The sequence below is a fragment of the Anoxybacillus sp. EFIL genome (genome assembly GCF_013096955.1).
GTDB lineage: Bacteria > Bacillota > Bacilli > Bacillales > Anoxybacillaceae > Anoxybacillus > Anoxybacillus ayderensis.
Genome location: NZ_SDLH01000002.1, coordinates 142,517 through 167,770, shown reverse-complemented (window position 1 = coordinate 167,770; position 25,254 = coordinate 142,517). Strand labels below are relative to the sequence as shown.

Annotated in this window: 26 protein-coding genes and 1 other annotated feature; of the genes, 1 reads left to right on the top strand and 25 read right to left on the bottom strand. The window is 40.8% G+C overall.

The features are described from left to right. Positions 1–50: 50 nt before the first annotated feature. From ES017_RS03940 to ES017_RS03825, 24 genes are all read right to left on the bottom strand, one after another. A complete protein-coding gene (locus ES017_RS03940) occupies positions 51–1,136 on the bottom strand; it encodes a M42 family metallopeptidase (RefSeq protein WP_171334788.1) in 1,086 nt (361 codons plus the stop codon). A 55-nt stretch (positions 1,137–1,191) separates the two neighbouring features. Then, on the bottom strand, positions 1,192–1,680 hold the full coding sequence (locus ES017_RS03935) for a dUTP diphosphatase (protein WP_042534776.1): 489 nt from the start codon (positions 1,678–1,680) through the stop codon (positions 1,192–1,194). 60 nt (positions 1,681–1,740) lie between these two features. Beyond that, complete coding sequence (gene rplT, locus ES017_RS03930) at positions 1,741–2,100, bottom strand: 50S ribosomal protein L20 (protein WP_003397837.1); 360 nt, start codon at positions 2,098–2,100, stop codon at positions 1,741–1,743. A gap of 18 nt (positions 2,101–2,118) precedes the next feature. Further along, positions 2,119–2,319, bottom strand: coding sequence for a 50S ribosomal protein L35 (rpmI, locus tag ES017_RS03925; RefSeq protein ID WP_003397838.1), 201 nt, complete (start codon positions 2,317–2,319; stop codon positions 2,119–2,121). A 19-nt stretch (positions 2,320–2,338) separates the two neighbouring features. Then, positions 2,339–2,881, bottom strand: coding sequence for a translation initiation factor IF-3 (infC, locus tag ES017_RS03920; protein WP_004889092.1), 543 nt, complete (start codon positions 2,879–2,881; stop codon positions 2,339–2,341). A gap of 25 nt (positions 2,882–2,906) precedes the next feature. Further along, positions 2,907–3,030: a sequence feature (ribosomal protein L20 leader region), on the bottom strand. A 118-nt stretch (positions 3,031–3,148) separates the two neighbouring features. Beyond that, entirely contained in the window at positions 3,149–5,080 is a 1,932-nt protein-coding gene (thrS, locus tag ES017_RS03915) for a threonine--tRNA ligase (protein ID WP_171334787.1), read from the bottom strand. A 296-nt stretch (positions 5,081–5,376) separates the two neighbouring features. Further along, on the bottom strand, positions 5,377–6,231 hold the full coding sequence (gene ytxC, locus ES017_RS03910; RefSeq protein ID WP_171334786.1) for a putative sporulation protein YtxC: 855 nt from the start codon (positions 6,229–6,231) through the stop codon (positions 5,377–5,379). A 62-nt stretch (positions 6,232–6,293) separates the two neighbouring features. Beyond that, positions 6,294–7,226 carry a primosomal protein DnaI gene (dnaI, locus tag ES017_RS03905; RefSeq protein ID WP_171334785.1) on the bottom strand — a complete coding sequence of 311 codons (933 nt, stop codon included), beginning with the start codon at positions 7,224–7,226 and terminating at the stop codon, positions 6,294–6,296. Positions 7,227–7,236: 10 nt separating this feature from the next. Further along, positions 7,237–8,634, bottom strand: a complete 1,398-nt coding sequence (locus ES017_RS03900; protein ID WP_171334784.1) for a replication initiation and membrane attachment family protein — start codon at positions 8,632–8,634, stop codon at positions 7,237–7,239. A 33-nt stretch (positions 8,635–8,667) separates the two neighbouring features. Next, positions 8,668–9,138 (bottom strand): transcriptional regulator NrdR, encoded by a 471-nt coding sequence (nrdR, locus tag ES017_RS03895; protein ID WP_171334783.1) that lies wholly within the window; start codon positions 9,136–9,138, stop codon positions 8,668–8,670. Positions 9,139–9,199: 61 nt separating this feature from the next. Next, positions 9,200–9,592 (bottom strand): cytosolic protein, encoded by a 393-nt coding sequence (locus tag ES017_RS03890; RefSeq protein WP_171334782.1) that lies wholly within the window; start codon positions 9,590–9,592, stop codon positions 9,200–9,202. 74 nt (positions 9,593–9,666) lie between these two features. After that, positions 9,667–10,041: an adenosylmethionine decarboxylase gene (gene speD, locus ES017_RS03885; RefSeq protein WP_003397846.1), complete on the bottom strand. Its 375-nt coding sequence runs from the start codon at positions 10,039–10,041 to the stop codon at positions 9,667–9,669. A gap of 241 nt (positions 10,042–10,282) precedes the next feature. Continuing rightward, complete coding sequence (locus ES017_RS03880) at positions 10,283–11,311, bottom strand: glyceraldehyde-3-phosphate dehydrogenase (RefSeq protein WP_035048760.1); 1,029 nt, start codon at positions 11,309–11,311, stop codon at positions 10,283–10,285. A 107-nt stretch (positions 11,312–11,418) separates the two neighbouring features. After that, on the bottom strand, positions 11,419–12,021 hold the full coding sequence (gene coaE / locus ES017_RS03875; protein WP_084220289.1) for a dephospho-CoA kinase: 603 nt from the start codon (positions 12,019–12,021) through the stop codon (positions 11,419–11,421). A 12-nt stretch (positions 12,022–12,033) separates the two neighbouring features. Continuing rightward, on the bottom strand, positions 12,034–12,657 hold the full coding sequence (gene ytaF / locus ES017_RS03870; RefSeq protein WP_042894966.1) for a sporulation membrane protein YtaF: 624 nt from the start codon (positions 12,655–12,657) through the stop codon (positions 12,034–12,036). Between the two features lie 67 nt (positions 12,658–12,724). Continuing rightward, entirely contained in the window at positions 12,725–13,540 is an 816-nt protein-coding gene (mutM, locus tag ES017_RS03865) for a DNA-formamidopyrimidine glycosylase (RefSeq protein ID WP_021093794.1), read from the bottom strand. Positions 13,541–13,557: 17 nt separating this feature from the next. After that, a complete protein-coding gene (gene polA / locus ES017_RS03860) occupies positions 13,558–16,185 on the bottom strand; it encodes a DNA polymerase I (protein ID WP_021093793.1) in 2,628 nt (875 codons plus the stop codon). Positions 16,186–16,380: 195 nt separating this feature from the next. Further along, a complete protein-coding gene (gene pnpS / locus ES017_RS03855; RefSeq protein ID WP_021093792.1) occupies positions 16,381–18,144 on the bottom strand; it encodes a two-component system histidine kinase PnpS in 1,764 nt (587 codons plus the stop codon). Then, a complete protein-coding gene (locus ES017_RS03850; RefSeq protein ID WP_021093791.1) occupies positions 18,137–18,853 on the bottom strand; it encodes a response regulator transcription factor in 717 nt (238 codons plus the stop codon). Before ES017_RS03850 ends, pnpS begins: the two co-directional genes overlap by 8 nt. Before the next feature lie 89 nt (positions 18,854–18,942). After that, a complete protein-coding gene (locus tag ES017_RS03845) occupies positions 18,943–19,413 on the bottom strand; it encodes a MaoC/PaaZ C-terminal domain-containing protein (RefSeq protein ID WP_035062864.1) in 471 nt (156 codons plus the stop codon). A gap of 56 nt (positions 19,414–19,469) precedes the next feature. Then, complete coding sequence (mdh, locus tag ES017_RS03840; protein ID WP_021093789.1) at positions 19,470–20,408, bottom strand: malate dehydrogenase; 939 nt, start codon at positions 20,406–20,408, stop codon at positions 19,470–19,472. Between the two features lie 22 nt (positions 20,409–20,430). Then, positions 20,431–21,705 (bottom strand): NADP-dependent isocitrate dehydrogenase, encoded by a 1,275-nt coding sequence (gene icd, locus ES017_RS03835; RefSeq protein WP_035062862.1) that lies wholly within the window; start codon positions 21,703–21,705, stop codon positions 20,431–20,433. A gap of 65 nt (positions 21,706–21,770) precedes the next feature. Beyond that, complete coding sequence (citZ, locus tag ES017_RS03830; protein ID WP_021093787.1) at positions 21,771–22,889, bottom strand: citrate synthase; 1,119 nt, start codon at positions 22,887–22,889, stop codon at positions 21,771–21,773. Between the two features lie 260 nt (positions 22,890–23,149). After that, positions 23,150–23,605 (bottom strand): DUF441 domain-containing protein, encoded by a 456-nt coding sequence (locus ES017_RS03825; RefSeq protein ID WP_021093786.1) that lies wholly within the window; start codon positions 23,603–23,605, stop codon positions 23,150–23,152. A gap of 88 nt (positions 23,606–23,693) precedes the next feature. Here ES017_RS03825 and ytvI point away from each other — a divergent pair, with 88 nt between their 5' ends. Continuing rightward, entirely contained in the window at positions 23,694–24,812 is a 1,119-nt protein-coding gene (gene ytvI / locus ES017_RS03820) for a sporulation integral membrane protein YtvI (protein WP_021093785.1), read from the top strand. Positions 24,813–24,830: 18 nt separating this feature from the next. Here the strand turns inward: ytvI and ES017_RS03815 are convergent, their stop codons facing one another. Next, positions 24,831–25,223 carry an FxsA family protein gene (locus ES017_RS03815; RefSeq protein ID WP_021093784.1) on the bottom strand — a complete coding sequence of 131 codons (393 nt, stop codon included), beginning with the start codon at positions 25,221–25,223 and terminating at the stop codon, positions 24,831–24,833. Positions 25,224–25,254 lie beyond the last annotated feature (31 nt).

Sequence of the window (25,254 nt, the reverse complement as noted above, 5' to 3'; positions counted from 1 at the left end):
TTTCTGAAAAAAGAAAAAAGCCGACCGTGTACAGGTCGACTTCTCTTCTCTTAATCAAACGTAATTTCTTTTACTTTCTCTTCATCCAATCGCTTAATGACTTCGACTAATAGTTTTACTGTTTGTTCGTAGTCATCGCGATGAAGAAGCGCCGCATGGGAGTGAATGTACCGTGTTGGGATGGAGATTGTCAACGCCGGAACGCCGCGCATTGTCATATGGATCGCACCTGCGTCTGTTCCGCCATCTGGCATCACATCAAAGCGATATGGAATGTTCATTTCTTCCGCAACATGAATGACAAATTCGCGCAATCCTTTATGTGAAACGAGCGTTGCATCGTATAAAACGATATGCGGGCCAGCGCCAAGTTTCCCCATCGCCTCTTTCTCTGACACGCCCGGCGTATCGCCCGCGATACCAACATCAACTGCAAATGCAATATCTGGTTCAATCGCAAAAGCAGATGTTCGTGCACCGCGCAAGCCGACTTCTTCTTGTACTGTACCAACGCCGTATACAACGTTTGGATGCTCGACGTCTTTTAATTGTTTCAACACATCGATCGCAATCGCACAACCGATGCGGTTATCCCATGCTTTCGCAAGCAACATTTTTTCATTGTTCATCACTGTAAATTCAAAATATGGCACAATGGCATCGCCAGGGCGCACACCCCAAGCAATCGCCTCGTCACGGCTAGAAGCTCCGATGTCAATAAACATATCTTTTATTTCCACCGGTTTTCTTCTTGCTTCAGCAGGTAAAATGTGTGGCGGTTTTGAGCCGATGACGCCTGTAATATCCCCTTGTTTTGTTACGATCGTCACGCGTTGAGCGAGCATCACTTGTCCCCACCACCCGCCAAGCGGTTGGAAACGAATGAAGCCCTTTTCATCAATTTGCGTCACCATAAAACCAACTTCATCTAAGTGACCAGCAATCATCACTTTTGGTCCGTTTTCTTTTCCTACTTTTTTTGCAATTAAGCTACCGAGACGATCCGTCGTGACTTCATCTGCATATGGAGCGATGTACGATTTCATTACTTCACGTACTTCCCGTTCATTGCCCGGAACACCTTTTGCATCCGTTAACGCTTTCAACATCGTTAACGTTTCATCTAATTTCTTCACGTATGTCACTCCTCTCTATGTACAACATTCATTATACTAAACATTTTGACAGTTGTTAATAATTGTGACTTTGTCGCTCATGGTTCACTTCGTTTTTTGCGACATACGCTCGCTCAATTTGTTCAGCATTAAATTGAAGCGCATGACCGAGCTGTGCATACGCATACACTAATTGATCGTATGCTTGTTCGTCCATCTTTTCGCGAAACGTCTGAACGGCTTCAAATACGTGTAAAAACTGTTCAACGAGCGGATGACTTTCTTGCACATGCGGCCATTTTACATGCTCATGAAGCGAAAGATCAAGCCCGAGCGATAAAATAAAATGAAGGCCGTCTACATATTCCTCTAAAATTGTTTCTTCTGCCGCTTTCGGCTTCGAACTCCAAAATTTAAAGCAACGTGTTTCGTTCGCCAGTTCTCCAATTTCAACAAGAAGAGCTAACAACTTGCGCTCAACTAAACGTTCACCGCGCAAACCACGCTCCGTTTCAATTCGCTCATCTAATTGCCGTTGCATAGAAAATAATTTTTTTATATCCATTTTTCTCCCCCTCTTATAAAAAATGACCATCCCCTCAAGGGAGAATGGTCATTTCCTTTATTACTTGTTTAAGTTTTCTTTTGCGATGTTTGCAAGTTGTGTGAATGCTGCTGCATCGTTTACTGCTAAATCAGCAAGCATTTTGCGGTTTACTTCGATTCCTGCAAGCTTTAATCCGTGCATTAAACGGCTGTAAGAAAGACCGTTCATGCGCGCTGCAGCGTTAATGCGCGTAATCCAAAGTTTGCGGAAATCGCGTTTGCGTTGGCGACGATCGCGATACGCATACATTAACGATTTCATTACTTGTTGATTTGCAACTTTATATAAACGATGTTTCGAACCGAAATATCCTTTTGCAAGTTTAAGAATTTTTTTACGACGTCTGCGTGTGACTGTACCGCCTTTTACACGTGGCATAACATTTCCCTCCTAAAATTATTTTACGTTATCTAACAATTGACGAATGCGTTTGAAATCGCCTTTTGATACGAGCGTTGCTTTACGAAGTTTACGCTTTTGTTTTTGCGTTTTGTTTGCGAATAAGTGGCTAGTGAATGCGTGTGAACGTTTTAATTGACCTGTTCCTGTCTTTTTGAAACGCTTCGCTGAGCCTTTGTGAGTTTTCATTTTTGGCATAAGGTGTTCCTCCCTTTTGTTATTTGTCGTTTTTCGGTGCTAGCACTAAAAACATGCTGCGGCCGTCCATTTTCGGAGCCGTCTCAACCGTACCAATATCCGCGCACGCCTCAGCAAATCGATCAAGCACGCGCTGACCAATTTCCTTATGCGTAATCGCACGTCCTTTAAAGCGAATCGTCGCTTTCACTTTATCTCCTTTTTCAAGGAACTTCCGCGCGTTGCGCAATTTCGTGTTGAAGTCATGTTCTTCGATCGTTGGGCTTAAACGAACTTCTTTTACGTTAATCACTTTTTGCTTTTTGCGCGCTTCTTTTTCTTTCTTTTGTTGCTCGAAGCGGAACTTACCATAGTCCATAATGCGGCACACTGGCGGTTTCGCATTTGGTGCAACCATCACTAAATCTAAATTTAAACGCGCTGCAATTTCTAACGCTTCTTGCTTCGTCTTAATCCCAAGTTGCTCTCCATTTGGATCGACTAAACGAACTTCACGTGCCCGAATGTTTTCATTAATAATAAAATCTTTGCTAATAACTAGCCACCTCCACGGTTTTTTCAAGCTTGTTTGTTAAAGCAGAACGCACACGACAAAAAACGTGTGGGCACAATACACCCACACGTCTCGCTCACAACATTTTTCTGTCATGAAACCTGCTAACAGCCATACGGCGTCGATCAGGTGAGAAGCGGGTGCTTCTGCTTATGTTCAAACAAGTATTTACTTTTACTTCAACATATATACCATATATCAAAACACATTGTCAACTGATGTCAATTGATCACAACAAATAAAACTATAACAAACATGGGGCGAAAATGCAACTATTTATTTACGCACTTCTTTTACGATGGAGTCAACGAACGCATCGAGCGGCATCGTTTCGCTCTTTTGTTCCCCATATTTTCGCACGTTCACTGCCCGTTCGTTTACTTCGTTATCCCCAACAACGAGCATGTACGGAATTTTTTGCATTTGCGCTTCGCGAATTTTGTATCCAATTTTTTCTTCACGCTCATCGACTTCAACACGAATGCCTGCAGCTTGTAACGCCTGTTTTACTTCATACGCATAATCTATATGAACAGCTGGGGAAACAGGAATAACTTGTACTTGTACAGGCGCTAACCATGTCGGGAACGCCCCTTTATACTCCTCAATTAAAAAGGCAACGAAACGTTCCATCGTTGATACGACACCGCGATGGATGACAACCGGGCGATGCGGTTTTCCGTCTTCACCGATATATGTTAAGTCAAAACGTTCCGGTAACAAGAAGTCAAGTTGAACGGTAGATAACGTTTCATCTTTTCCGAGCGCTGTTCGCACTTGAACGTCTAGTTTTGGACCGTAAAACGCAGCTTCTCCTTCTGCTTCGTAATAGTCAAGTCCGAGCTCGTCCATCGCCTCTTTTAACATGCTTTGTGCTTTTTCCCACATCGCATCGTCATCGTAATATTTTTCTTTATCTTGCGGATCGCGATACGACAGACGGAATGAATAATCTGTTAAACCGAAGTCTTTATATACGTCTAAAATTAAATTAACGACACGCTTAAACTCGTCTTTAATTTGATCTGGGCGAACGAAAATATGCGCATCATTTAACGTCATGCCGCGCACACGTTGCAAACCTGTAAGCGCTCCAGACATTTCATAACGGTGCATCGTGCCGAGTTCTGCGATGCGAATTGGCAGTTCGCGATAGCTATGAATTTTATGTTTATACACCATCATATGATGTGGACAGTTCATCGGACGTAATACAAGCTGCTCATTATCCATCTCCATCGGTGGGAACATCCCATCTTTATAATGATCCCAATGGCCAGACGTTTTATATAATTCCACGCTGCCGAGCACAGGCGTATATACGTGTTGGTAACCAAGCGACAACTCCTTATCGACGATATAACGCTCAATTGTTCGACGAATTGTCGCCCCTTTTGGAAGCCAAAGCGGCAATCCTTGTCCCACCTTTTGCGATGTCATAAATAAGTCGAGTTCTTTTCCAAGCTTGCGATGATCGCGCTCTTTCGCTTCTTGTAAAAGGCGTAAATATTCATCTAAATCTTCTTTTTTGAAAAAGGCTGTTCCGTAAATGCGTTGCAACATTTTGTTTTTGCTGTCGCCGCGCCAGTACGCACCCGCCACACTTAACAGTTTAAACTCTTTTATTTTTCCTGTTGACGGCACGTGCACACCGCGACAAAGATCGAAAAATTCTCCTTGCTCGTAAATGGAGACAACTTCTCCTTCTGGAATGTCGTGAATGAGTTCAATTTTTAAACGATCGCCAATTTCTTCATAGCGACGAATCGCTTCTTCACGACTTACTTCTTTACGAACGATGTCCAAGTTTTCTTTCACGATTTTTTTCATTTCTTGTTCAATTTTCGGTAAGTCTTCCGCTGTAATGGGTACATCAACATCAATATCATAGTAAAAACCATTTTCAATGACAGGACCAACGCCAAGCTTTACATCTTTATATAATCGTTTAATGGCTTGGGCCATTAAATGCGCTGTGCTATGACGCAAAATGTCAAGTGCTTCTGGCATATCTTGTGTAATAATCGAAATCGTACCGTCTTCTTCAATTGGTGTGCGCAAATCGATCATGCGCTCATTTAACTTCCCTGCAATCGCTTTTTTCTTCAAGCCAGGGCTAATTGACGCCGCAATGTCTTCCGTTGTCACCCCTTTCGGAAACTCCTTTACTGCTCCATCTGGGAAAGTAATTTTCACTACATCCGCCAAAACTTCTCACTCCTTTTTTAAAAATAAAAAAAACTCGTCCCAAAAACGAGGGACGAGTTGGTTTCGTGGTTCCACCCTTCTTCCCGTCTATACAAATGCAAAACGAATGTATAAACGGCTTCATTTCGATAACGGCGCAAACCGTCAGCAATTACTAAACGGGCCATCGTCCCATTGTTCACTGCTGAAGTTTAGAGGTGGTAAGTGCATTTTTCGTGTTAGGAAGGTTTCAGCCCATGCCTTCCCTCTCTGTGAACCGTAAAAATACACCCATGTCCTCATCATCACTTTTCGCTTTATTCATTATGTATGTCATTATAAGCATATTTTTTTGGAAAATCAAGAGGTGTTCGCAGCTCGATGCGCTCTTGAAACACATTTTGAATCGTTTGAATCATCCCAATATCTGTTGCATCTGTATACATATATATTTTTTCTGGCGCCAGCGATACAAGCGGTGCTAATACAGATGTATCAATGTACATCGGCTGGCTCACCATCAATCTCCGATCAATCAACTGCTTCAGTTGTTGAGGCGACATGTAAAAAAAATGGTCATCAAAAAATTGAAACGTTTCGTTTTCATACAAAAGATGAACAACGCTCATTTGCGGCGGACGTGATGCAACGATTTCACGCAACATATGAACAAATGATTGGTATTCTTGCTCTAATTTGTATTCGTCAATGGCTAATTCGACATAATGCATAAGACGGTCATAATACGGCTTCAAACGAAAAGTCATAAGCGATTCAAACGAAAACAACCCTTCATGCAAACATTCATGCAACGATTGCGCAATTAATTGCTCGCGCGGCATATTCGTTTTTTTTCCGAGGCGATAGTCATGTCTCTCACCGTCAATAAACGAATAAGCGAGCTGTAAAATTTGTTGTTGTTCTTCTTCGTTTTCGTAAAAAAATGTGCGTGAAATGATCGATAAAAGCCAACGTGCTTCAAAAGCTCGAATGATACATGAAGTAAAAATCGGAATAAACAGTGCGCGCATATGCGCAACATTCGATTCATGAAAAAAAACGGTAATCGTCTTGTCGTCGTAAAGCAATTTTCCATATGGTTGTGGCGCTTTACTTAATTCTGCAAATAGTCGTTGTGCATCTTGTCCATTTTGAAATACGATATAAATCAACGGTGCCCCCCCTTTTTCCGAAACATGCTTGTTTTATATATATGGGGGACACCGTCTGTTTATCACATTTCGATTCGGCGATTTTTTCCTTTCATTTCGATCGGAGTAGCTAAATAGACAATTCGTTCAATGATTCGCGCTGCTTTGACTTGCTCTTCTTCACCGCGCTGCGAATGGGCAAGATGGTGAGTAAGACGTTTTAAATCGAAATTCGATGTAAAACATGTCGGCAAATGCTCAAGCATGCGATATTGCAAAATCGGCCCGAGCACCTCATCGCGCCACCAACTTGACATTAATTCTGCTCCTAAATCATCAAGCATAAGCACAGGCACTTGCTTCGCATATTCGATCGTATCTTGAAACGCGTCCGTTTGAAGTGCCGATTTTAATGAGCGAACAAATTCTGGAACGTATACGAGAAACGAGGCGATATGCCTTTGGGCTAACTCATTTGCCATTGCCGCCAACAAATATGTTTTGCCAACACCAAACGAACCGTACAAATATAGCCCTTTCATTCGTTTTCCAATTTCATATGTCGACGCAAACGTGCTCGCAAGTTCAATCGCTTCAATGCGTCCGAGATCGTCCGTCTCTAGCTGATCAAACGATGCTTGTAACATGTCGCGTGAAATAAATAAACTACGAATTAGCGACTGTTGTTTTTTTCGTTCATCATCTTGCACTTTACGAGCACACCGCTCATACTGTACGTCAATGTTTTTCCCTTGCCAAATTAAGTGAGGAGTATACCCTTTCAGCAAGTTCGGGCATTGTTCTAAGCTTTGACAACGTTCACAATGTTTGCTTTGTTGCACAAACTCATACAATTTACCGAGATGACGATTCAATATCTCATCTGTGACATGATGTCCGCGCAAAAATGTTTGAACATGCGGATCACGTAAAATTTCACGCTTCATCGCCTCATATCGTTCTTTAAAATCGTGACGATTCATCAAATGGTGAATTGTTTCCCGAATTGGTTTCATCGTTTATCCCCTAACTTTTCGGTTTTTTCAACCGTTCTTCCAACTCGCGCCGTTTTTGTTCTAACTCTTCTTCTGATTTCACTTGTTTTCGCTCAAATTGTGAATAGTCCGTCTGCAGCCAATCTGGCAACAGTTCGGTACGAATCGGTTTTTTAGATCCTTTTTGTTCTTTTTCTTTCATAAATGTTTCATATTCTCGCGCCTCTTTTTTCGCCAATTCCATCGCTTGTTTCACCGTACGTACCTTTTTTCGCGCCCATGAACTCGCAATTTTTTCAACATATTTTTTCGGCAACTTCATATCTGTCCGCAGCATGACGTAGTAAATGAGCACGTTCATGACACCTGGCGGCAATTTTTGTTTAAACATAATGTCTTCAATCAACTGTAAATCAGCTAACGCCGGTTCAACTCCACCAGAAAAGTCCATAAGCAGTTGTCGTGGCGAGACGGTTTCAAGTTGTTTCATTAAATATTCTTCTTCATTTTTTGGTTCGGCATGTGCCATCGTTCGCTCTGCTAACGGTTGCACACGATCATACAGACGCGGGAGCGCTTCCCCTCGCTCAAATTGATACCATTCTTGCGCTGCTTTTCTCAATGCTTCGATATCAATTTGTTCAGCCGGATCGATGACGCCCATCACAATTTTTTGCATATCAAGAGGACCAATGCCATACAAAAAGGCAAGCTTTTTAATTGCATCTTTCACCTTTTCTGTAATGGCGCGCCGTGGCACAAGATGATGGGACAGTCCTGCATAAAACGCATCGAAATCAAATATATCATCGCGCATTGTATACATCGCTCGTTCTTTTCCGATATACTGCTGTCCGTCTTGAAGCATAACCTCTTGTTTTGCTTCATCACTTAACTTATGAATCAACTTTTCCGGTTGGATAGATGAAAATACATCGTGAAATGAGCGAGTCACGGGCATAAATGAAGTGCGATCAATCATATGATCAGAAAAAAACTTTTTCAGCTTTTGAAATTTTGTTCTCCCTACACGGTCATACAAAAATACGTTTAAAACCCCATCATTGAAAAATTGTTCAGGTGTAAGTGGAAGGCGAAGTTCATAAATAAATACGCGCTCATCATCTTCATTCGTTCGTTTCATATACGTATTTAACAATCCAATACCTTCAAGTTTTAAGCGTTCAGCATAAATAGTCGGCAAACTACATTGCATAATCGCCATTAAACTATGATGTGTCGTCTCCTCGCTCCATAAACGCGCCTGCTCAAGTTCGCTCCATAACGTCATATATAAGCTATACGCTTGAGCACCAATTAAAGGTTGATATAAAAGTGTCAATACTTTTCGGTCTAGCTCGCTTAGCACTCCGTTCGCATGTACGATATATCGGTCGACCGCAATTAACTCTTTCCAACTATATTCCATATTATCGACCTTCTTTATATGAAAAAGAGCGCATTATGCTCTTTCTCCTTGTTCTTTTTTAATGAGTTCTTTTAATTCTTCGATAAAGACGTTTAAATCTTTAAACTGACGATACACTGAAGCAAATCGGACGTAAGCCACTTCATCGATTTTTGATAACCGTTCCATCACCATTTCTCCGATCGTTTCACTTTTCACTTCGTTCATGCCATTATTGCGCAATTCCCGTTCAATATGCCGCGTCACTTCCTCTAATTGTTCAAGCGCAACCGGCCGCTTCTCACATGCTTTAATCAGCCCGCGCAATATTTTTTCACGACTAAATTCTTCTCTCGTTCCTTCTTTTTTCACGACAATTAACGGTGTTTCTTCGACTTTCTCAAACGTTGTAAAACGAAAATGGCAACGTTCACATTCGCGCCGACGGCGAATGGAACGCCCTTCATCAACTGGACGCGAATCAAGTACCCGCGTCCCATGATGGTGACACGATGGGCATTTCATATGTATCAACTCCTGACAGTAATCTTACCCTTATAGTAGACAAAAAAAGGCGCATGCACAACTACTTCTCACTATATATTCCCGATCCGATGTATGTTAATCGTTTAGCTAATTGATCATATAAACGAATAATAAGTTGACGGCTAAATCCAAAGTCGATTGGCAACCACTTTGTTTCTGTCGTCACAGAAAAATCAATAGCTGTTTCGAACGGTCGAACAGAAATGACTGTGACGACGATAAATGCTTTTTTTCTTTTCGTTAGCGATACGCTCAGTTCTCCTCGTTCTTCTGAAATCGCTACAATATCGCAACCGTCCATTTGTTCAAACATTTCTTTTACCGCTTTTAATGCAGCCGCTTGCGTCGTTTTATAATAGCGGCTTTTTAACTGTTCATCCGGGTGACGTTCAGATGTTTCATTATGATTCGTTAATACGTACTTCCATTTCACCTTTCGTCTCCTCGCTTTGCACAAATGATAAAAAAGAGGTGCAGAATCTACACCTCTTTTTCTCTTACATTTTATTATAAAGCTTTTGCTTGTTTAATTTCAATTGGACCCATGCCACGAGGTAATTCAATTGTTTCACGTGTTTGCGCACCTAACGCTTCTGCAATATAGTCAGCAGCAATCGTTGGATCTAAATGTCCACATGTGTACACATCAATACTCGCATATCCGTGTTCAGGAAAACTGTGAATCGTTAAATGTGATTCAGAAATGATCACAACGCCGCTAACGCCTTGTGGTGCAAATTTATGAAATGCAACTTCACGAATTTCCGCACCTGACTTTAACGCTGCATCAACAAATGTTTTTTCAATAAACTCGATGTCATTCAACTTATCAAAATCGCATCCCCAAAGTTCTGAGATAACGTGACGACCCATTGTATCCATGATCGTATCCCCCTTTAATAAATTTTGAAAAAAATAAACGATGAATTTCTTTTGCTTTCTGGAATGTATAACTACCACGGGGGAAAGTTAGTCCAAAGAGGTCCTAACCCTTTAAGTAGTCACATTACCATGCGTTCAAGAAGTTCACGAAAAATAGTATACTTCGTTTATATCTTTTTTTCAATATTGTTTTTTGTTTTTTATGAAATTAGGCATAAAAAATAACGCTGGAATGCCAGCGTTATGACATCGCAACCGCTTCGTTTTTTGACAACTGTTTTGCAACAAGCTTTGTTAAATCAACAACCCGGCACGAATAACCCCATTCATTATCATACCATGCTAATACTTTTACTTTCCGATTTTCGATTACCATCGTTGATAATCCATCGACAATAGCAGAGTGCGGATTCGTATTAAAATCAATCGATACGAGCGGTTCCATCGTCACGTCTAAAATGCCTTTTAACGATCCACGTGCTGCTTGCATAAATGCTTCGTTTACTTCATCGACCGTTACATCTTTTTTTACATCGACAACGACATCAACAAGCGAAACATTTGGCGTTGGAACGCGCAATGCCATGCCGTGCATTTTTCCTTTTAAATGTGGCAATACGAGCGCCAACGCTTTCGCTGCACCTGTCGTTGTTGGAATGATCGATTGTGCACACGAACGGGCACGGCGTAAATCTTTATGCGGATTATCAATATTTTTTTGATCGTTTGTATATGCATGCACAGTTGTCATCAACCCATTTTCAATGCCGAATGCTTCATCAAGCACTTTTACAACCGGAGCTAAACAATTTGTTGTGCATGAAGCATTTGAAATAATGATATGTTCTGGAGAAAGCATATGTTCATTTACACCGATGACAATTGTTACATCTTCATCTTTTCCTGGCGCTGTTAAAATGACGCGTTTCGCCCCTGCTTCGATGTGCATCATTGCTTTCTCTTTTGCATTAAACTTTCCTGTCGCCTCAATGACAATATCGATTTGAAGCTCTCCCCATGGCAGTAGGCGTGGATCGCGGGAATTGAGCAACTGTACTTTTTTCCCATTCACAATAAGTCCATCTTCAACCGGAATGACTTCCCCTTCAAATTTGCCATGGTTTGAATCATATTTTATTAAATGAGCTAACGTTTCAGGCGGATAGCTCGCATTAATCGCTACAATATCAAAATCTTGTTCAATTATCGCTTTTCGGAACACCATCCGTCCAATGCGTCCGAATCCGTTAATCGCTACTCTCGCTTTCATTATATAGCTCCTTTCAATATATATGTTATACTATTTGTTCGTTATCTACAAAAATAGTATAACACTTTTAGTTTGTTTATGCTATAAAAAAATAAAAAAAGGGCGTCCTATTTTCCAAGAACACCCCAACGTACTAAACATGCATGTAATTGTCGTTTCGTTTCTTCTATCGTTCCGTTATTATCGATCACTGCATCGGCTTTCTTTCTTTTCTCTTCAAGCGGCATTTGTGCTTTCATGCGAGCCCGTGCTTCTTCAACCGAAAAGCCATTGCGCTCACAAAGACGATGAAGCTGAGTTTGTTCATCGACATATACAACGAGAATGCGATCAACAAGATGCTCTAATTTGCTTTCAAATAAAAGAGGAATATCGAGAACAACTGCCTTTTCCTTTTGTTTCGCATATTGTTCTTTTTGTTGTAGCATATGTTTGCGCACAAGCGGATGAACGATGGCATTTAACTGTTTTCGCTTTTGTTCATCATCAAACACGATCGTACCGAGTTTGCGGCGATCAATCGCTCCGTTTGCTTCCAAAATGTCGCGGCCGAACACTTCAACAATAGGTTTATACGCTTCACCATTGATTGCTGTGACACGATGAGCGATTTCATCTGCATCAATAACAGGAATATGTAAGTCGCGAAACATCGCCGCGACCGTGCTTTTTCCGCTCGCAATCCCCCCTGTTAAACCGATCGTTAACACTTACTATCCCCCCTATCTCATTTTAAAAATACCAAGCACAATGAGCATAATTCCAGGTAAAAACGAATATTTTTGTAGCCAGTCATACTTCCTAAACGACTTACCAATTTTTAAACCGCTAAATAAGAAGCTAAAGCTAAGCAAACAAATGAGAAATGTCGTAAACGTTACAGAATAATTTAAAAGCGCTGCGCTCACTCCTGCCCCAAACGCATCAAGAGACAAAGCAACACCTAAAAATACGGCTTCCATTCCTGTAATCGTACCTGACCGGTCAAAATCAGCCATCGTTGGCTTGCGTAAAATTTGAATAACAATACCGAGCGGACGAATTTCTACATTCATGAGAAACTTTTCTTCATTGTCGTCTCGTTTAAGGATAAATTGAATGATCATCCATAACCCTAATACGATCAATATACTTCCACCCATTGCGTTCGCAACAGCAGGTGAAAAAAACACATACATGATGCGCCCAATGCCCATCGCCACTAAAAAAGTCAGGCACGAAAAAAGCGAAATAATGAGCAATGACCGAAGCGGAATATGTACATTCCGCATACCGTACGTAATCCCGACAGTCAAACCGTCGATGCTAACAGCTAAAGCAAGTAAAAATAAAGACCATGTGATCATAAGCGCCTGCCCCTTCCTTTGAAAAACTACCATAGTATATGGAAGAGGCCTAGGCAATGTTCTTACACTATGTTTGACAATGTTTACAATAATGCGTACCGCGATTTGCGACCGTTGTTTTGACAATGGGCTCCCCGCATCGCCGACACGGCTTATTTACACGCCCATATACGTACAATTGCGTTTGAAATGTTCCGATTTTCCCTTGCGTATTGACGTACGTTCGAACCGTACTTCCCCCTTTTTCAATCGCTTCCCGTATCGTTTCAACGATTGCTTCATGTAACGCTTCTATTTCTTGCTCCGTTAACGTAGTTGCGATACGTTCTGGATGAATGGACGAACGAAATAACACTTCGTCAACATAAATATTTCCTAACCCTGCAACGATCGTTTGATCAAGCAATACCGCTTTTATTGTTCGCTTTGTTCGTTGAAGCTGATCGGTAAGCCATAAAACAGTAAACTGTTCGTCAAGCGGCTCGATGCCGATGTTTGATAAAGGTGGAACGTTTTCCCCTTTATTGAACAAATGCATCGTTCCAAATTTACGCACATCGCGATAACGAAGTTCGGTACGATCTGTAAATGTAAAAAAGATGTGCGTATGGCGATCGAATGGGGCATTTTCTTTTTCGTATATGTAGCGTCCTTCCATACGTAAATGGGAAACTAGAACAACATCGTCCAATTGAAAAATTAAAAATTTCCCCCGTCGCTCAATATCGTAAATCGTCTGTCCTTTTAATCGATCGCAAAATGTTTCTACGTCAGGATGTTGGACGATCTTTTCCCAATGTACTTTTACACGTTCAATCGTTTTGCCAACAACAAGCGGAAGAAGCGTGCGCCGCACCGTTTCCACTTCAGGGAGTTCTGGCATGTTTGTTCATCCTTTCCTTACTTCGCATCATACCACGTCGGTCCAAAGTGGTAATCGACCTTTAATGGAACACGTAATGACACTGCATTTTCCATCACATCTGGGACAATTTTTTTCAACAAATCAATTTCCTCTTTTGGGGCCTCTAAAATCAGTTCGTCATGTACTTGCAATAATAGACGCGCTTGTAACCGTTCTTCATGTAAACGTGTCGCTAAATCAATCATCGCTTTTTTAATAATATCGGCAGCGCTTCCTTGAATTGGTGTGTTCATCGCTGTTCGCTCAGCAAAGCTACGCATATTAAAGTTGCTGCTTGTAATATCCGGTAAATAGCGACGACGGTGGAGCAACGTCGTGACATATCCTTTTTGTTTTGCATCTTGTACAATTTCTTCCATATATCGTTTGACACCTGGATAGCTTTGAAAATATCGCTCAATAAATTCCGCTGCTTCTTTGCGTGTAATGCCTAAGTTTTGCGACAATCCGTAGTCGCTAATTCCGTAAACGATACCAAAATTGACCGCCTTCGCTTGCCGGCGCATATGTGCGGTCACTTCTTCTTCCTTTACATGAAAAATGTCCATCGCCGTTTTCGTATGAATGTCGAGATCATGATGAAATGCGGCAATTAAATTTTCGTCATTGGCAATATGGGCTAACACGCGCAACTCAATTTGCGAATAGTCAGCCGCAAAAATGACCCAGTCATCAAAAGATGGGACGAACGCTTGACGAATTTTTCTTCCTTCTTCAATGCGAATCGGAATGTTTTGTAAATTAGGCTCCGTTGAACTTAAGCGCCCTGTTTGCGTCAATGCTTGTTGGAAAATGGTATGCACTTTTCCTGTATCTTGGCGCACTACTTTCATTAATCCTTCTACATACGTCGATTGTAATTTTCCGAGTTGACGATAATGTAAAATTTGCTCAATGATTTCATGGTATGGCGCTAATTTTTCTAAAACATCCGCCGATGTGGAATAACCTGTTTTCGTTTTTTTCACAATCGGCAACTGTAATTTCTCAAACAAAATCGTTCCAAGTTGTTTTGGGGAATTAATGTTAAACGTTGTTCCTGCTAATTCATAAATGCGTTGCTCAATTTGTTGGAGCTGAGCGGTGAACTCTCTCCCCATGTTTTGTAAGCAATTCACATCCACCTTTACACCGTAAAACTCCATTTGCGCCAAAATGAACGTAAGTGGTAACTCTAAGTGAATAAGCAATTCAAATTGTTCATTTTGTTTTAGTTCATGAATATATGTTTCTTTTAGAGAAGCAATCGCTTTTGCCTTTCGTACGAGATGTTCAGCTAATACATTTGTCGGCGGAACCGTCTGTTTTGCCCCTTTTCCGTACACCTCTTCATCGCTTTGTACGTCTGTATATTGCTTCGTTTTTGCAACAGCTGCGATATCCCCGTTTGCATCTGTCGGATTGAGCAAGTATGCCGCTAATAATAAATCAAAATCGATTCCTTTTAATTCAATGCCGTGCCACTTTAGCGCAACAATTGCTCGTTTCGCGTCAAACACACTTTTTTTACATTGCTCATTCTCAAGCCATGCTCGAAATACAGAAGATGCAAAAGCAACGTCTGTCGGGATAAAAAAATGTCCTCGCTCATTCACAAGTGCAAATCCGAGAATCGGTGCTTGATGATAATTTTCATCAAGCACTTCGACAACAAGGGCGCTATCTTCCGTCAACATGTGCTCGTCAATCGTTTGTACCGTTACGAAAGAGATGTTCGTTAACGATCGTTGTTCATGTGAAGAATGTCCAATTTTATCCATGAGCGACGTAAAACCTAGCTCTTGAAACAATGCTGCCAGTCGTTCGACATCATATGACTGCCATGCTAATTCATCGAGCGATAGTGTGAGCGGAACGTCGCGATGAATGGTCGCTAACTGCTTACTTAGTAGCGCTTGTTCACGATACGTTTGTAAATTCTCTTTTAGTTTTTTTCCTGAAATATGTTCAAGTGATGCTAGTACGTGTTCAACTGTTCCGTACTCCTTTAACAACTTTAACGCTGTCTTTTCTCCGACTCCCGGAACACCCGGGATATTATCTGATGCATCCCCCATTAACCCTTTTAAATCAACAATTTGTGCGGGCGTTAATCCGTACTTTTCAAGCACATGCTCTGGCGTATATCGTTCCATATCTGTTATTCCTTTTTTCGTCACATGCACATGAATACGGTCAGACGCTAATTGAGTTAAATCCCGATCTCCTGAAATAATCACAACGTGAAATCCTTCTTTTTCCGCTTTTGTCGCAAGCGTCCCAATAATATCATCCGCTTCGTAATTTTCAAGTTCATATGTGCGGATGTTATATGCATCAAGCAACTCACGTAAAAATGGAAACTGTTCTGATAGTTCTGGTGGCGTCTTTTGTCTCCCACCTTTATATTCTGTATACACTTCATGACGAAATGTCGTTTTCCCTGCGTCAAACGCAACGAGCATATGCGTCGGTTTTTCTTCTTCAATGAGCTTCATTAACATCATCGTAAAACCGTAAATCGCATTTGTATGAATCCCTTTATCGTTATGTAAGAGCGGCAGAGCAAAAAAAGCGCGGTAAGCGATGCTATTGCCGTCGATCAATACTAATTTATTTGCCAAACCGAAAACCCTCCTCTTTATTCACTTACGCTTATTTTACCACGATACCCGCTAAAAAAGAAAAAAGACGAGAACATTCGTTGTCCTCGCCTATTCCAAGACAATCGGCTTCTTGGATGAAGGGGTTTTCATCTGTTATGTTACCAGTATTTTTTTAATATATGGTAAATCGTTTGTAAATATATCGTTAAAAAATCATTCATCTAAACAAGCATCAACGCGAAAATGAACAGTAAATGTCGTTCCTACACCTACTTCACTTTTTACAGAAATCGTTCCGTGATGCGCCTCCACTAAATGTTTTACAATCGCTAAACCAAGGCCTGTCCCCCCTGAATTGCGACTTCGTGCTTTGTCTACACGATAAAAACGTTCAAAAATGCGCGGAATTTCTTTTTGTTCAATGCCAATCCCTGTGTCGCTGACATGAACATGCAATTGTTTATCGTCTTTTTCAATGGAAACGGTGACGCGTCCACCTGCTGGCGTATAAGCGATGGCGTTATTAATTAAATTAATAAAAATTTGCTTTAAACGATGTAAATCTCCATACATATAACAAATCGGGGCATTCGATGTGCATGATAATGCAATTTGTTTATCGTTCGCTTTCCCTTCAAGCATGACAATGACTTCTTTTAATACGTCGTACAAGTCAACAACCGATATATTTAATGTAAATCCTTGTTGTTCAATTTTTGATAAATCAAGCAAATCTTGAATCAAATGTTGCAATCGTTCGCTTTCTTTTAAAATAATCGTTAAAAAATATTCAAGTGTTTGAGCATCATGCATTGCCCCATCTAATAACGTTTCCGCAAAACCTTTAATCGATGTAATCGGCGTTTTTAGTTCGTGCGAAACGTTCGCTACAAAATCTTTTCGCATTTGCTCAAGCTTTTTTAGCTCAGTAATATCGTGGAACACAACGATAATTCCTTTCCATTCATCGTTCGTTCCGATAATCGGTGTTCCGTATACTTCAAAATGTTTTCGCTCAATACCGACAGGAAGAAGCAATTGTTTCCGTACGTTTACTTCGGTCATAAATATTTCTTCGACAAGCGCAATAACTTCCTTATGCGGAAACGCCTCATAATATAAACGATGAACGTAGTCGGACGGATCAATATGAAACATTTCCTTATACGCGCGGTTCATGAGCGAAATGTAACCCCGTTGATCAATTAAAATTAAGCCGCTCCCCATATTTTCAATTAATGCTCGCAAGCGATCTTGCTGCATTTCTTGCATGCGCACCATCTCTTGTAAATTGCGCGCTAAAATATTAAGCGACTGGCTAAGCATCCCCGTTTCATCTTCTCGACTTTCGTACGTTCGCGCTTTATAATTGCCGCGTGCAAGTTCCATCGCCACTTTTGTTGCGGCCTCAATCGGTTTTGTATATTGATTTGTAATTTTAATACCTAATAAAAGAATAATGAAAAATGCAATACTTAAGCTGAATGTAAGCAAAATCCAAATTTGTTCATTTACCCGCTCGATCGCATCCATCGGCAAACTGAGAACAATATGCCCAAGTTGCTCATCCCGCTGCCAAAATGGGACGGCATAATAATATAAATCTTGTTCTTCTTCAAAAATAACGGAACGATCTTCTTGTTTTAATAACGTTTGAATCAATTTTTTATGACGCTTTTCATCGATGGATACGTAATTGTTTGTATCAAACATAAGCTGTCCATCTCGGTCAACAATCGTGATGCGAGCGGACAGCATGTCGCTAATGGCACGCAATTTTTGCTCAAACGACGAGGATTGGAACGATTTATTCTCTATATATAAAGCTAAAAGCTTGGCCTCCTTCTCCATCCGTTCATGGACGGTATCCGCATAAAATTTTTGAAATAATTGACCTAATAACACCCCAAGACCAAATAAAACAGATAAAATGACCGAAACGAGCCCGAGCAATAGCCGAGAGCGAAATTTATTCATCCACTTTCGGCTCCTCTAGCTTATACCCTAATCCGCGTATTGTTTTAATGTATACGGGTTTTCGCGTATCTTGTTCGATTTTTTCACGCAAATGGCTAATATGCACATCAACAATGCGCGTATCTCCAGCAAAATCATAATTCCATACGGCGCTAAGTAACTGATCGCGCGTCAATACACGCCCTTTATATTTCGCTAAATATGCTAATAGCTCAAATTCTTTTGGAGTTAATTCTAATCTTTGTTCTGCAAAATACGCCTCATAACGATCTGGGAAAATTTTTAGTTGCCCGACAATGAGCGAATCGTCACCATTTTCTTGTTTTTCTTCATTTTCATGAATAGTCGTTCGGCGCAAAATCGCCTTGACACGTGCGACAACTTCGCGTGGGCTAAACGGCTTCGTCATATAGTCATCAGCACCTAATTCAAGACCAAGCACTTTATCAAACTCATCGTCTTTTGCCGTCAACATTAAAATAGGGGTCATCACTTTTTGTTGACGCAATTGCTTACATACTTCGATGCCATCTAATTTTGGTAACATTAAATCGAGAATGATAAAATCAGGTCGTTCTTCCAATGCTTTATGAAGCCCTTCTTCCCCATCATAAGCCGTCAATACGGTAAATCCAGCTTGTTTTAAATTGTACTCTAATAGAGTGACGATCGAATGCTCATCATCGACAACTAACACACGTTTCGACATAGCCATCCTCCAACAACGTAAATTTGTTACATTTTTATTATAACGAGTTATTTTGAAAGATAAAAATAAAAAAAGAGGCGATGCCCCTTTTAAAAGTTATCTAATGCTTTTTCTTCCATAAACGGATATGGCGGAACGACACGCAACGCTCCAACTAATATTTCTTCCCCATCTCGAACCGCTTGAACCGCAATATGAATTTCATTGTTTTCTTCATCGACATGCGTTACTTCAAATAAAAACTCGACATGCTCATAATGATATACTGGTCGTTTAAATTCAATCGTTTGGGAAACGATATGGCTTCCTGGACCCGGTAAATATTTTGAAATAGCTGATGTAATCATACCTGTTAACATAATCGCTGGTACGATTGGACGTTTCAACGGTGTTTGGGATGCATAATCATGTTGAATATAAAGCGGGTTCGCATCGTTTGTCAGCCCTAAATATAACAATAAATCTTTATCTTCAATCGCTTCCGTTAATACAAGCTTCTCCCCGACCGAAATGTCCGAAATTAAACGTCCAATTTTACGCTTTTTCCCTAACATCGTCATCTCCCCTTTGTTTGACCATATACAAAAATTCGGGGAAAGATCCCCCGAATTTTTTATCATTGTAACACTTTCATCACGTTTTTCACCGATTCAACAGATTTCGCTAATGCTTCTTTTTCTTCGTCTGTTAACTGTAATTCGATCACTTTTTCGATTCCGTTGCCACCTAAAATCGTTGGCACACCTAAATAAATGCCTTCATATCCGTATTCGCCTTCTAAATAAGCGATGGCTGGAAGAACTCGGCGCTGGTCTTTTACGATCGCTTCAACCATCTCAGCAAGGGACGCAGCTGGCGCATAATAAGCGCTACCGTTGCCTAGCAAGTTGACGATTTCACCGCCACCTTTACGCGTACGTTCAACAATGGCATCTAAACGCTCTTTTGGGATTAACGTTTCGAGCGGAATGCCCCCTGCATATGAGTAACGCACAAGCGGTACCATATCGTCTCCATGACCGCCTAAAACAAATCCTGTAATGTCTTTAACAGATAAGTTTAATTCTTGTGCAACAAATGTCCGGAAACGCGCGGTATCTAATACACCAGATTGGCCGATGACGCGGTTTTTCGGAAAGCCTGATTCTTTAAATACTGTATATGTCATCGCATCTACTGGGTTTGTTAAGACGATAATAAAGCAGTTCGGTGAGTATTTAACGACTTCTTTCGTTACAGCTTTCATAATGTTTTGATTTGTCGTTACTAAGTCGTCACGACTCATCCCTGGTTTGCGTGCAATCCCCGCAGTGATGACAACGATGTCCGAATCAGCCGTATCCGCATAATCCGACGTACCAATAATGTTGGCGTCAAAACCAAGAACTGGGCTTGACTCAAGCATATCGAGCGCCTTGCCTTTTGTCGGATTTTCCAATTGTGGAATGTCGACAAGAACGATATCACCTAGCTCTTTTTGCGCTAAAATAAACGCTGTTGTCGCTCCTGTAAATCCAGCACCGATAATTGAGATTTTTTTACGTTTCATACCCACGTTCTTCCATCCCCTTTTTATTTTATTCGCTCATGTTTCGAATGAGGGCATCCGCAAATTCAGAGCATTTCACCTCTGTTGCACCTTCCATTAAGCGAGCAAAATCATATGTGACCACTTTGGATGCAATTGTTTTTTCCATAGAGTCAATAATGAGTTTCGCTGCCTCGTTCCAACCGAGATGTTCAAACATCATTACACCAGATAAAATGACCGATGACGGATTTACTTTATCTAATCCTGCATATTTTGGTGCTGTGCCATGCGTTGCTTCAAAAATTGCATGACCTGTTTCATAGTTAATGTTTGCACCTGGAGCGATACCGATGCCGCCTACTTGTGCTGCAAGCGCATCAGAAATGTAGTCGCCGTTTAAGTTCATCGTTGCAACGACATCAAACTCGCGTGGACGAGTTAAAATTTGTTGTAAGAAAATATCTGCAATCGCATCTTTGATGATAATTTTTCCTGCTGCTTCTGCTTCCGCCTGCGCTCTGTTTGCAGCCTCTTTTCCATCCGTTTCAACGATGCGATCATATTCTGCCCATGTAAACACTTGATCGCCAAATTCTTGCTCAGCTAATTCGTAACCCCAGTTTTTAAACGCACCTTCTGTATATTTCATAATGTTTCCTTTATGAACGAGCGTCACCGATTTGCGGCCGTGTTCAATCGCATATTTAATCGCCGCCCGCACTAATCGTTTCGTTCCTTCCTCTGAAATTGGCTTAATGCCGATTCCTGATGTTTCAGGGAAGCGGATTTTGCGTACGCCCATCTCATTTTGTAAGAAATCGATCACTTTTTTTACTTCTGGCGTTCCTTTCGCATATTCGATTCCAGCATAAATATCTTCCGTATTTTCACGGAAAATAACCATGTCTGTATCTTCAGGGCGCTTAACTGGAGAAGGAACTCCTTTAAAATAGCGAACCGGACGTAAGCATACAAATAAATCGAGCTCTTGGCGAAGCGCAACGTTTAATGAACGAATGCCACCACCGACCGGCGTTGTTAACGGACCTTTAATCGCAATTATGTATTCACGAATCGTATCAAGTGTTTCTTGTGGCAACCATTCACCTGTCAACTTAAACGCTTTTTCACCAGCAAGCACTTCTTTCCAAACGATTTTCCGTTCACCTTTATACGCTTTTTCAACAGCTGCTTCCAATACGCGAGAAGCGGCTGCCCAAATATCTGGACCTGTCCCATCCCCTTCAATAAATGGGATAATTGGATAATTTGGAACGTTTAATACTCCGTTTGTAACTGTAATTTTTTCTCCTTGCATCATCATACCTCCAAATCATGTAGTGTAAAAAGGTGAGAGGTGAACTTCTCACCTTTTCTAAACAATCGTTATGCGCGTTCTTCAAGCGGTACGTACACTTGTCTCATCGGTCCTGTATATTCTGCACGCGGGCGAATGAGACGGTTGTTTTCGTACTGCTCTAAAATGTGTGCAAGCCATCCAGACATACGGCTAATTGCAAAAATTGGTGTAAATAAATCGTGATCAATTCCTAAACTATGGTAAACAGAAGCTGAGTAGAAATCAACATTTGGTGGTAACCCTTTTGTCGATGTAACAATCTCCTCAATTTTCACCGACATGTCATACCAATGCGGTTCACCTGTTAACTTCGTCAATTTTTCAGACATTTTCTTTAAATGTTTTGCGCGTGGGTCTCCGTGACGATAAACGCGATGACCGAAGCCCATAATTTTTTCTTTGTTGTTTAATTTGTTGTGAATGTACGTTTCTACATTTTCAAGCGTACCGATTTCCGTCAACATTTTCATGACCGCTTCGTTTGCTCCGCCATGAAGAGGTCCTTTTAATGCTCCAATCGCTGCAGTAATGCCAGAGTATACATCTGATAAAGTAGCAACACAGACGCGCGCCGTAAACGTTGAAGCGTTCAATTCATGGTCCGCATGAAGCACAAGCGCTTTATTAAACGCTTCTTCAGCGATTGGATCCGGCTCTTTCCCTGTTAACATGTATAAAAAGTTTGCCGCAAAACTTAAATCTTTGCGCGGTGGTACAGGCTCTAATCCTTTGCGAATGCGGGAAAACGCAGCAACAATTGTTGATACTTTCGCCTGTAAACGAATCGCTTTGCGATAGTTCGCTTCCGGATTCATCGCTTCCGCTTCTTCATCGTACAATCCAAGGAACGAAATCGCTGTGCGAAGCGCTGCCATTGGATGAACTTTGTCAAGCGGATACATTTTAAAGTGATCAATGATTTGTTGCGGAATATCGGCATTTTCTGCCAACTGTTTCGTTAACGTTTCTAGCTCTTCTTTGTTTGGCAATTTGCGGTGCCAAAGCAAATAAACAACCTCTTCAAACGTAGCATGTTCTGCTAAATCATCGATATTATACCCAACGTACGTGAGCGTATCATCGATGATCGAACTAATTGTGGAAGTGGTTGCGACAACCCCTTCGAGACCGCGAGTTACTGTCATCTTACATCTCTCCTTTTCTCTTTTATTCCCCTTTTCCCATGTTGAAACGCGTCGTCGAGCGATTGCTCAAAACAGCTGAATAAAAATGCAAAGAAAATGCTTACATTTTGTTATATATTCACCCATCCGCTTAACGAAGCGAGCAGGGGAATATATACGATAGTTTCGTACATGCTCCAATACCATTATAAACAATTATCAGACTTTTGTGAACTAAAAGAAATCATAATTCAAAAATATTATTATAAAAAAGTAATAAATCACGAAAATACATCGACCATTTTCATGAGCATATACGCAATACCCGCACCAATTAACGGCCCAACCGCAACGCCTTTGAATAAAGATACAGCTAAAATCGTCCCAATGACAAGCGCAGTCGTCATATGCGGATCTTTTGCAAGCAGCGTGACGCCTCCTTTTGCTAATAAAGCGACCGCAATACCTGATAACATTGCAATCCACGCGTAAACCGATCGAACAGACTCTGCTAGCTCTTTAAAACCTATTTTTCCAGAGGCAATCGGAACTAATACAGCAATCGTAATGATGGTCACCCCAAGATTGATTCCTTTTTGTTGTAAGTAAGGGAATACTTTTGAACTTAGTCCGATGCTTTTCACAACGAGTAAAAAAAGCACTGCGACAATAAGAGAATGATTTTTTGCCATCATGCCAATGACAAGAAGAATAAATAAAAAAATAAACGGTTGCATCAAATATCACCTTCTTCTTTGAAACTTTTTCTTCTTTTGCATTGTATATTATAATAGTCATAAATGACAAAAGACGGGAGGTGAAAACGTGCCAAATCAATATGTATATCGCTCCCTTCGCTTTTTATTTGTCATCTTTGTCATCATTGCTGGGTTAGCGAGTTTATATTATGTATCAACGTTAACGTATCCGTTTTTAATTGCGTTAGCGATTGCCTTTTTCATTAATCCAGTTGTGGATGTATTAGAGAAAAAAGCGAAAATGCCGAGGGCGCTAGCGGTCATCATTGTTTTAATTTTTTTACTTGCACTCGTTGCAGGGCTTGTCACTCTTCTTGTCGCAGAAATTGTGACGGGCACACAATATTTAGCAACAGTCGTTCCAAGTCATTTTCAAAAGCTTGTTGTTTACATGGAACAGTTTGTCGCCAGCCAAATTATTCCACTATACAACCAGCTAGCTACGCTCTTTAAAAATTTAGATACATCTCAACAAGATACGATTATGGCAAACATTCAGTCGGTTGGGACGAGAATTGCTACAACAGTTGGACAATTTATCCAAAATATATTACAAAATATCCCTTCGATTATCGGATGGTTGCCTAATTTTGCGACAATCTTTATTTTTTCATTGCTCGCTACATTTTTTATAAGCAAGGATTGGTATCGTCTAAAATCGTTGTTCCAAAAACTGTTACCGAACAAAGTACAAACGAGCAGCACAAAAGTGTTTACTGAACTAAAAAAGGCGCTATTTGGCTTCCTTAAAGCGCAAGCCACACTCATTTCTATTACAACGCTCATTGTATTAGTCGGATTGCTTGTGTTGCGAGTAGAATACGCGATCACTATCGCGCTTATTATTGGCATAGTAGATATTTTGCCGTATTTAGGAACAGGTTTAGTATTCGTTCCATGGATTGTTTACACAGCAATAAGCGGGGATACTCATTTTGCCATCGGTCTTGGCGTGCTATATATCGTTGTTCTCGTACAGCGACAAGTGATGGAACCGAAACTTCTTTCTTCTAATATCGGGCTCGATCCATTAGCTACATTAATTGCTTTATTCGTTGGTTTCAAATTGATCGGGTTTCTCGGATTAATCGTTGGACCGGTATTGCTTGTCATTGGACGCACGCTACATCATGCTGGCGTATTTCAAGACATTTGGCATTTCATTGTTGGAAAAAAAGAAGCATAAGCGACGAGCTTATGCTTTTTATTTTCGAATGTATATCCAAGTTTTCGTATAAAACATCCACTTAAACAAACGGACGAGCCACGGTTTCATTTTTTCGCGCGCAAATGGGAGAAGCAAAATAAAACCTGCTGTATCAGTAATAAATCCTGGCGTTAACAATAACGTCCCGCCAACTAAAATGCAAATCCCATCTAATAGCGCATCGCTTGGGATACGTCCATTCATCCATTCGTACTTCGCGCGCTGAAGCGTGTGCAATCCTTGCTTTTTCGCTAAAAATGCGCCGATAATGCCTGTCGCCACGATGAAAGCAAATGTTGGCCATACCCCGATTGCCTTTCCAGATAAAACAAGAACGACAATTTCTAACGCTGGGATAACGATAAAAAGAAGAAAAAAGATATTACGCATACATATCCCTCCAAAATGAGAAAAGAAGGGG

Bases quoted from the DNA above. Each gene is read 5' to 3' on its own strand.
- ES017_RS03935 (WP_042534776.1), bottom strand. From the start codon at position 1,680: ATGGATATAAAAAAATTATTTTCTATGCAACGGCAATTAGATGAGCGA.
- rplT (WP_003397837.1), bottom strand. From the start codon at position 2,100: ATGCCACGTGTAAAAGGCGGTACAGTCACACGCAGACGTCGTAAAAAA.
- rpmI (WP_003397838.1), bottom strand. From the start codon at position 2,319: ATGCCAAAAATGAAAACTCACAAAGGCTCAGCGAAGCGTTTCAAAAAG.
- dnaI (WP_171334785.1), bottom strand. From the start codon at position 7,226: ATGAAACCAATTCGGGAAACAATTCACCATTTGATGAATCGTCACGAT.
- ES017_RS03900 (WP_171334784.1), bottom strand. From the start codon at position 8,634: ATGGAATATAGTTGGAAAGAGTTAATTGCGGTCGACCGATATATCGTA.
- nrdR (WP_171334783.1), bottom strand. From the start codon at position 9,138: ATGAAATGCCCATCGTGTCACCATCATGGGACGCGGGTACTTGATTCG.
- speD (WP_003397846.1), bottom strand. From the start codon at position 10,041: ATGGATACAATGGGTCGTCACGTTATCTCAGAACTTTGGGGATGCGAT.
- ES017_RS03880 (WP_035048760.1), bottom strand. From the start codon at position 11,311: ATGAAAGCGAGAGTAGCGATTAACGGATTCGGACGCATTGGACGGATG.
- ytaF (WP_042894966.1), bottom strand. From the start codon at position 12,657: ATGATCACATGGTCTTTATTTTTACTTGCTTTAGCTGTTAGCATCGAC.
- mutM (WP_021093794.1), bottom strand. From the start codon at position 13,540: ATGCCAGAACTCCCTGAAGTGGAAACGGTGCGGCGCACGCTTCTTCCG.
- pnpS (WP_021093792.1), bottom strand. From the start codon at position 18,144: ATGAATAAATTTCGCTCTCGGCTATTGCTCGGGCTCGTTTCGGTCATT.
- ES017_RS03850 (WP_021093791.1), bottom strand. From the start codon at position 18,853: ATGTCGAAACGTGTGTTAGTTGTCGATGATGAGCATTCGATCGTCACT.
- ES017_RS03845 (WP_035062864.1), bottom strand. From the start codon at position 19,413: ATGACGATGTTAGGGAAAAAGCGTAAAATTGGACGTTTAATTTCGGAC.
- icd (WP_035062862.1), bottom strand. From the start codon at position 21,705: ATGATGCAAGGAGAAAAAATTACAGTTACAAACGGAGTATTAAACGTT.
- citZ (WP_021093787.1), bottom strand. From the start codon at position 22,889: ATGACAGTAACTCGCGGTCTCGAAGGGGTTGTCGCAACCACTTCCACA.
- ES017_RS03825 (WP_021093786.1), bottom strand. From the start codon at position 23,605: ATGCAACCGTTTATTTTTTTATTTATTCTTCTTGTCATTGGCATGATG.
- ES017_RS03815 (WP_021093784.1), bottom strand. From the start codon at position 25,223: ATGCGTAATATCTTTTTTCTTCTTTTTATCGTTATCCCAGCGTTAGAA.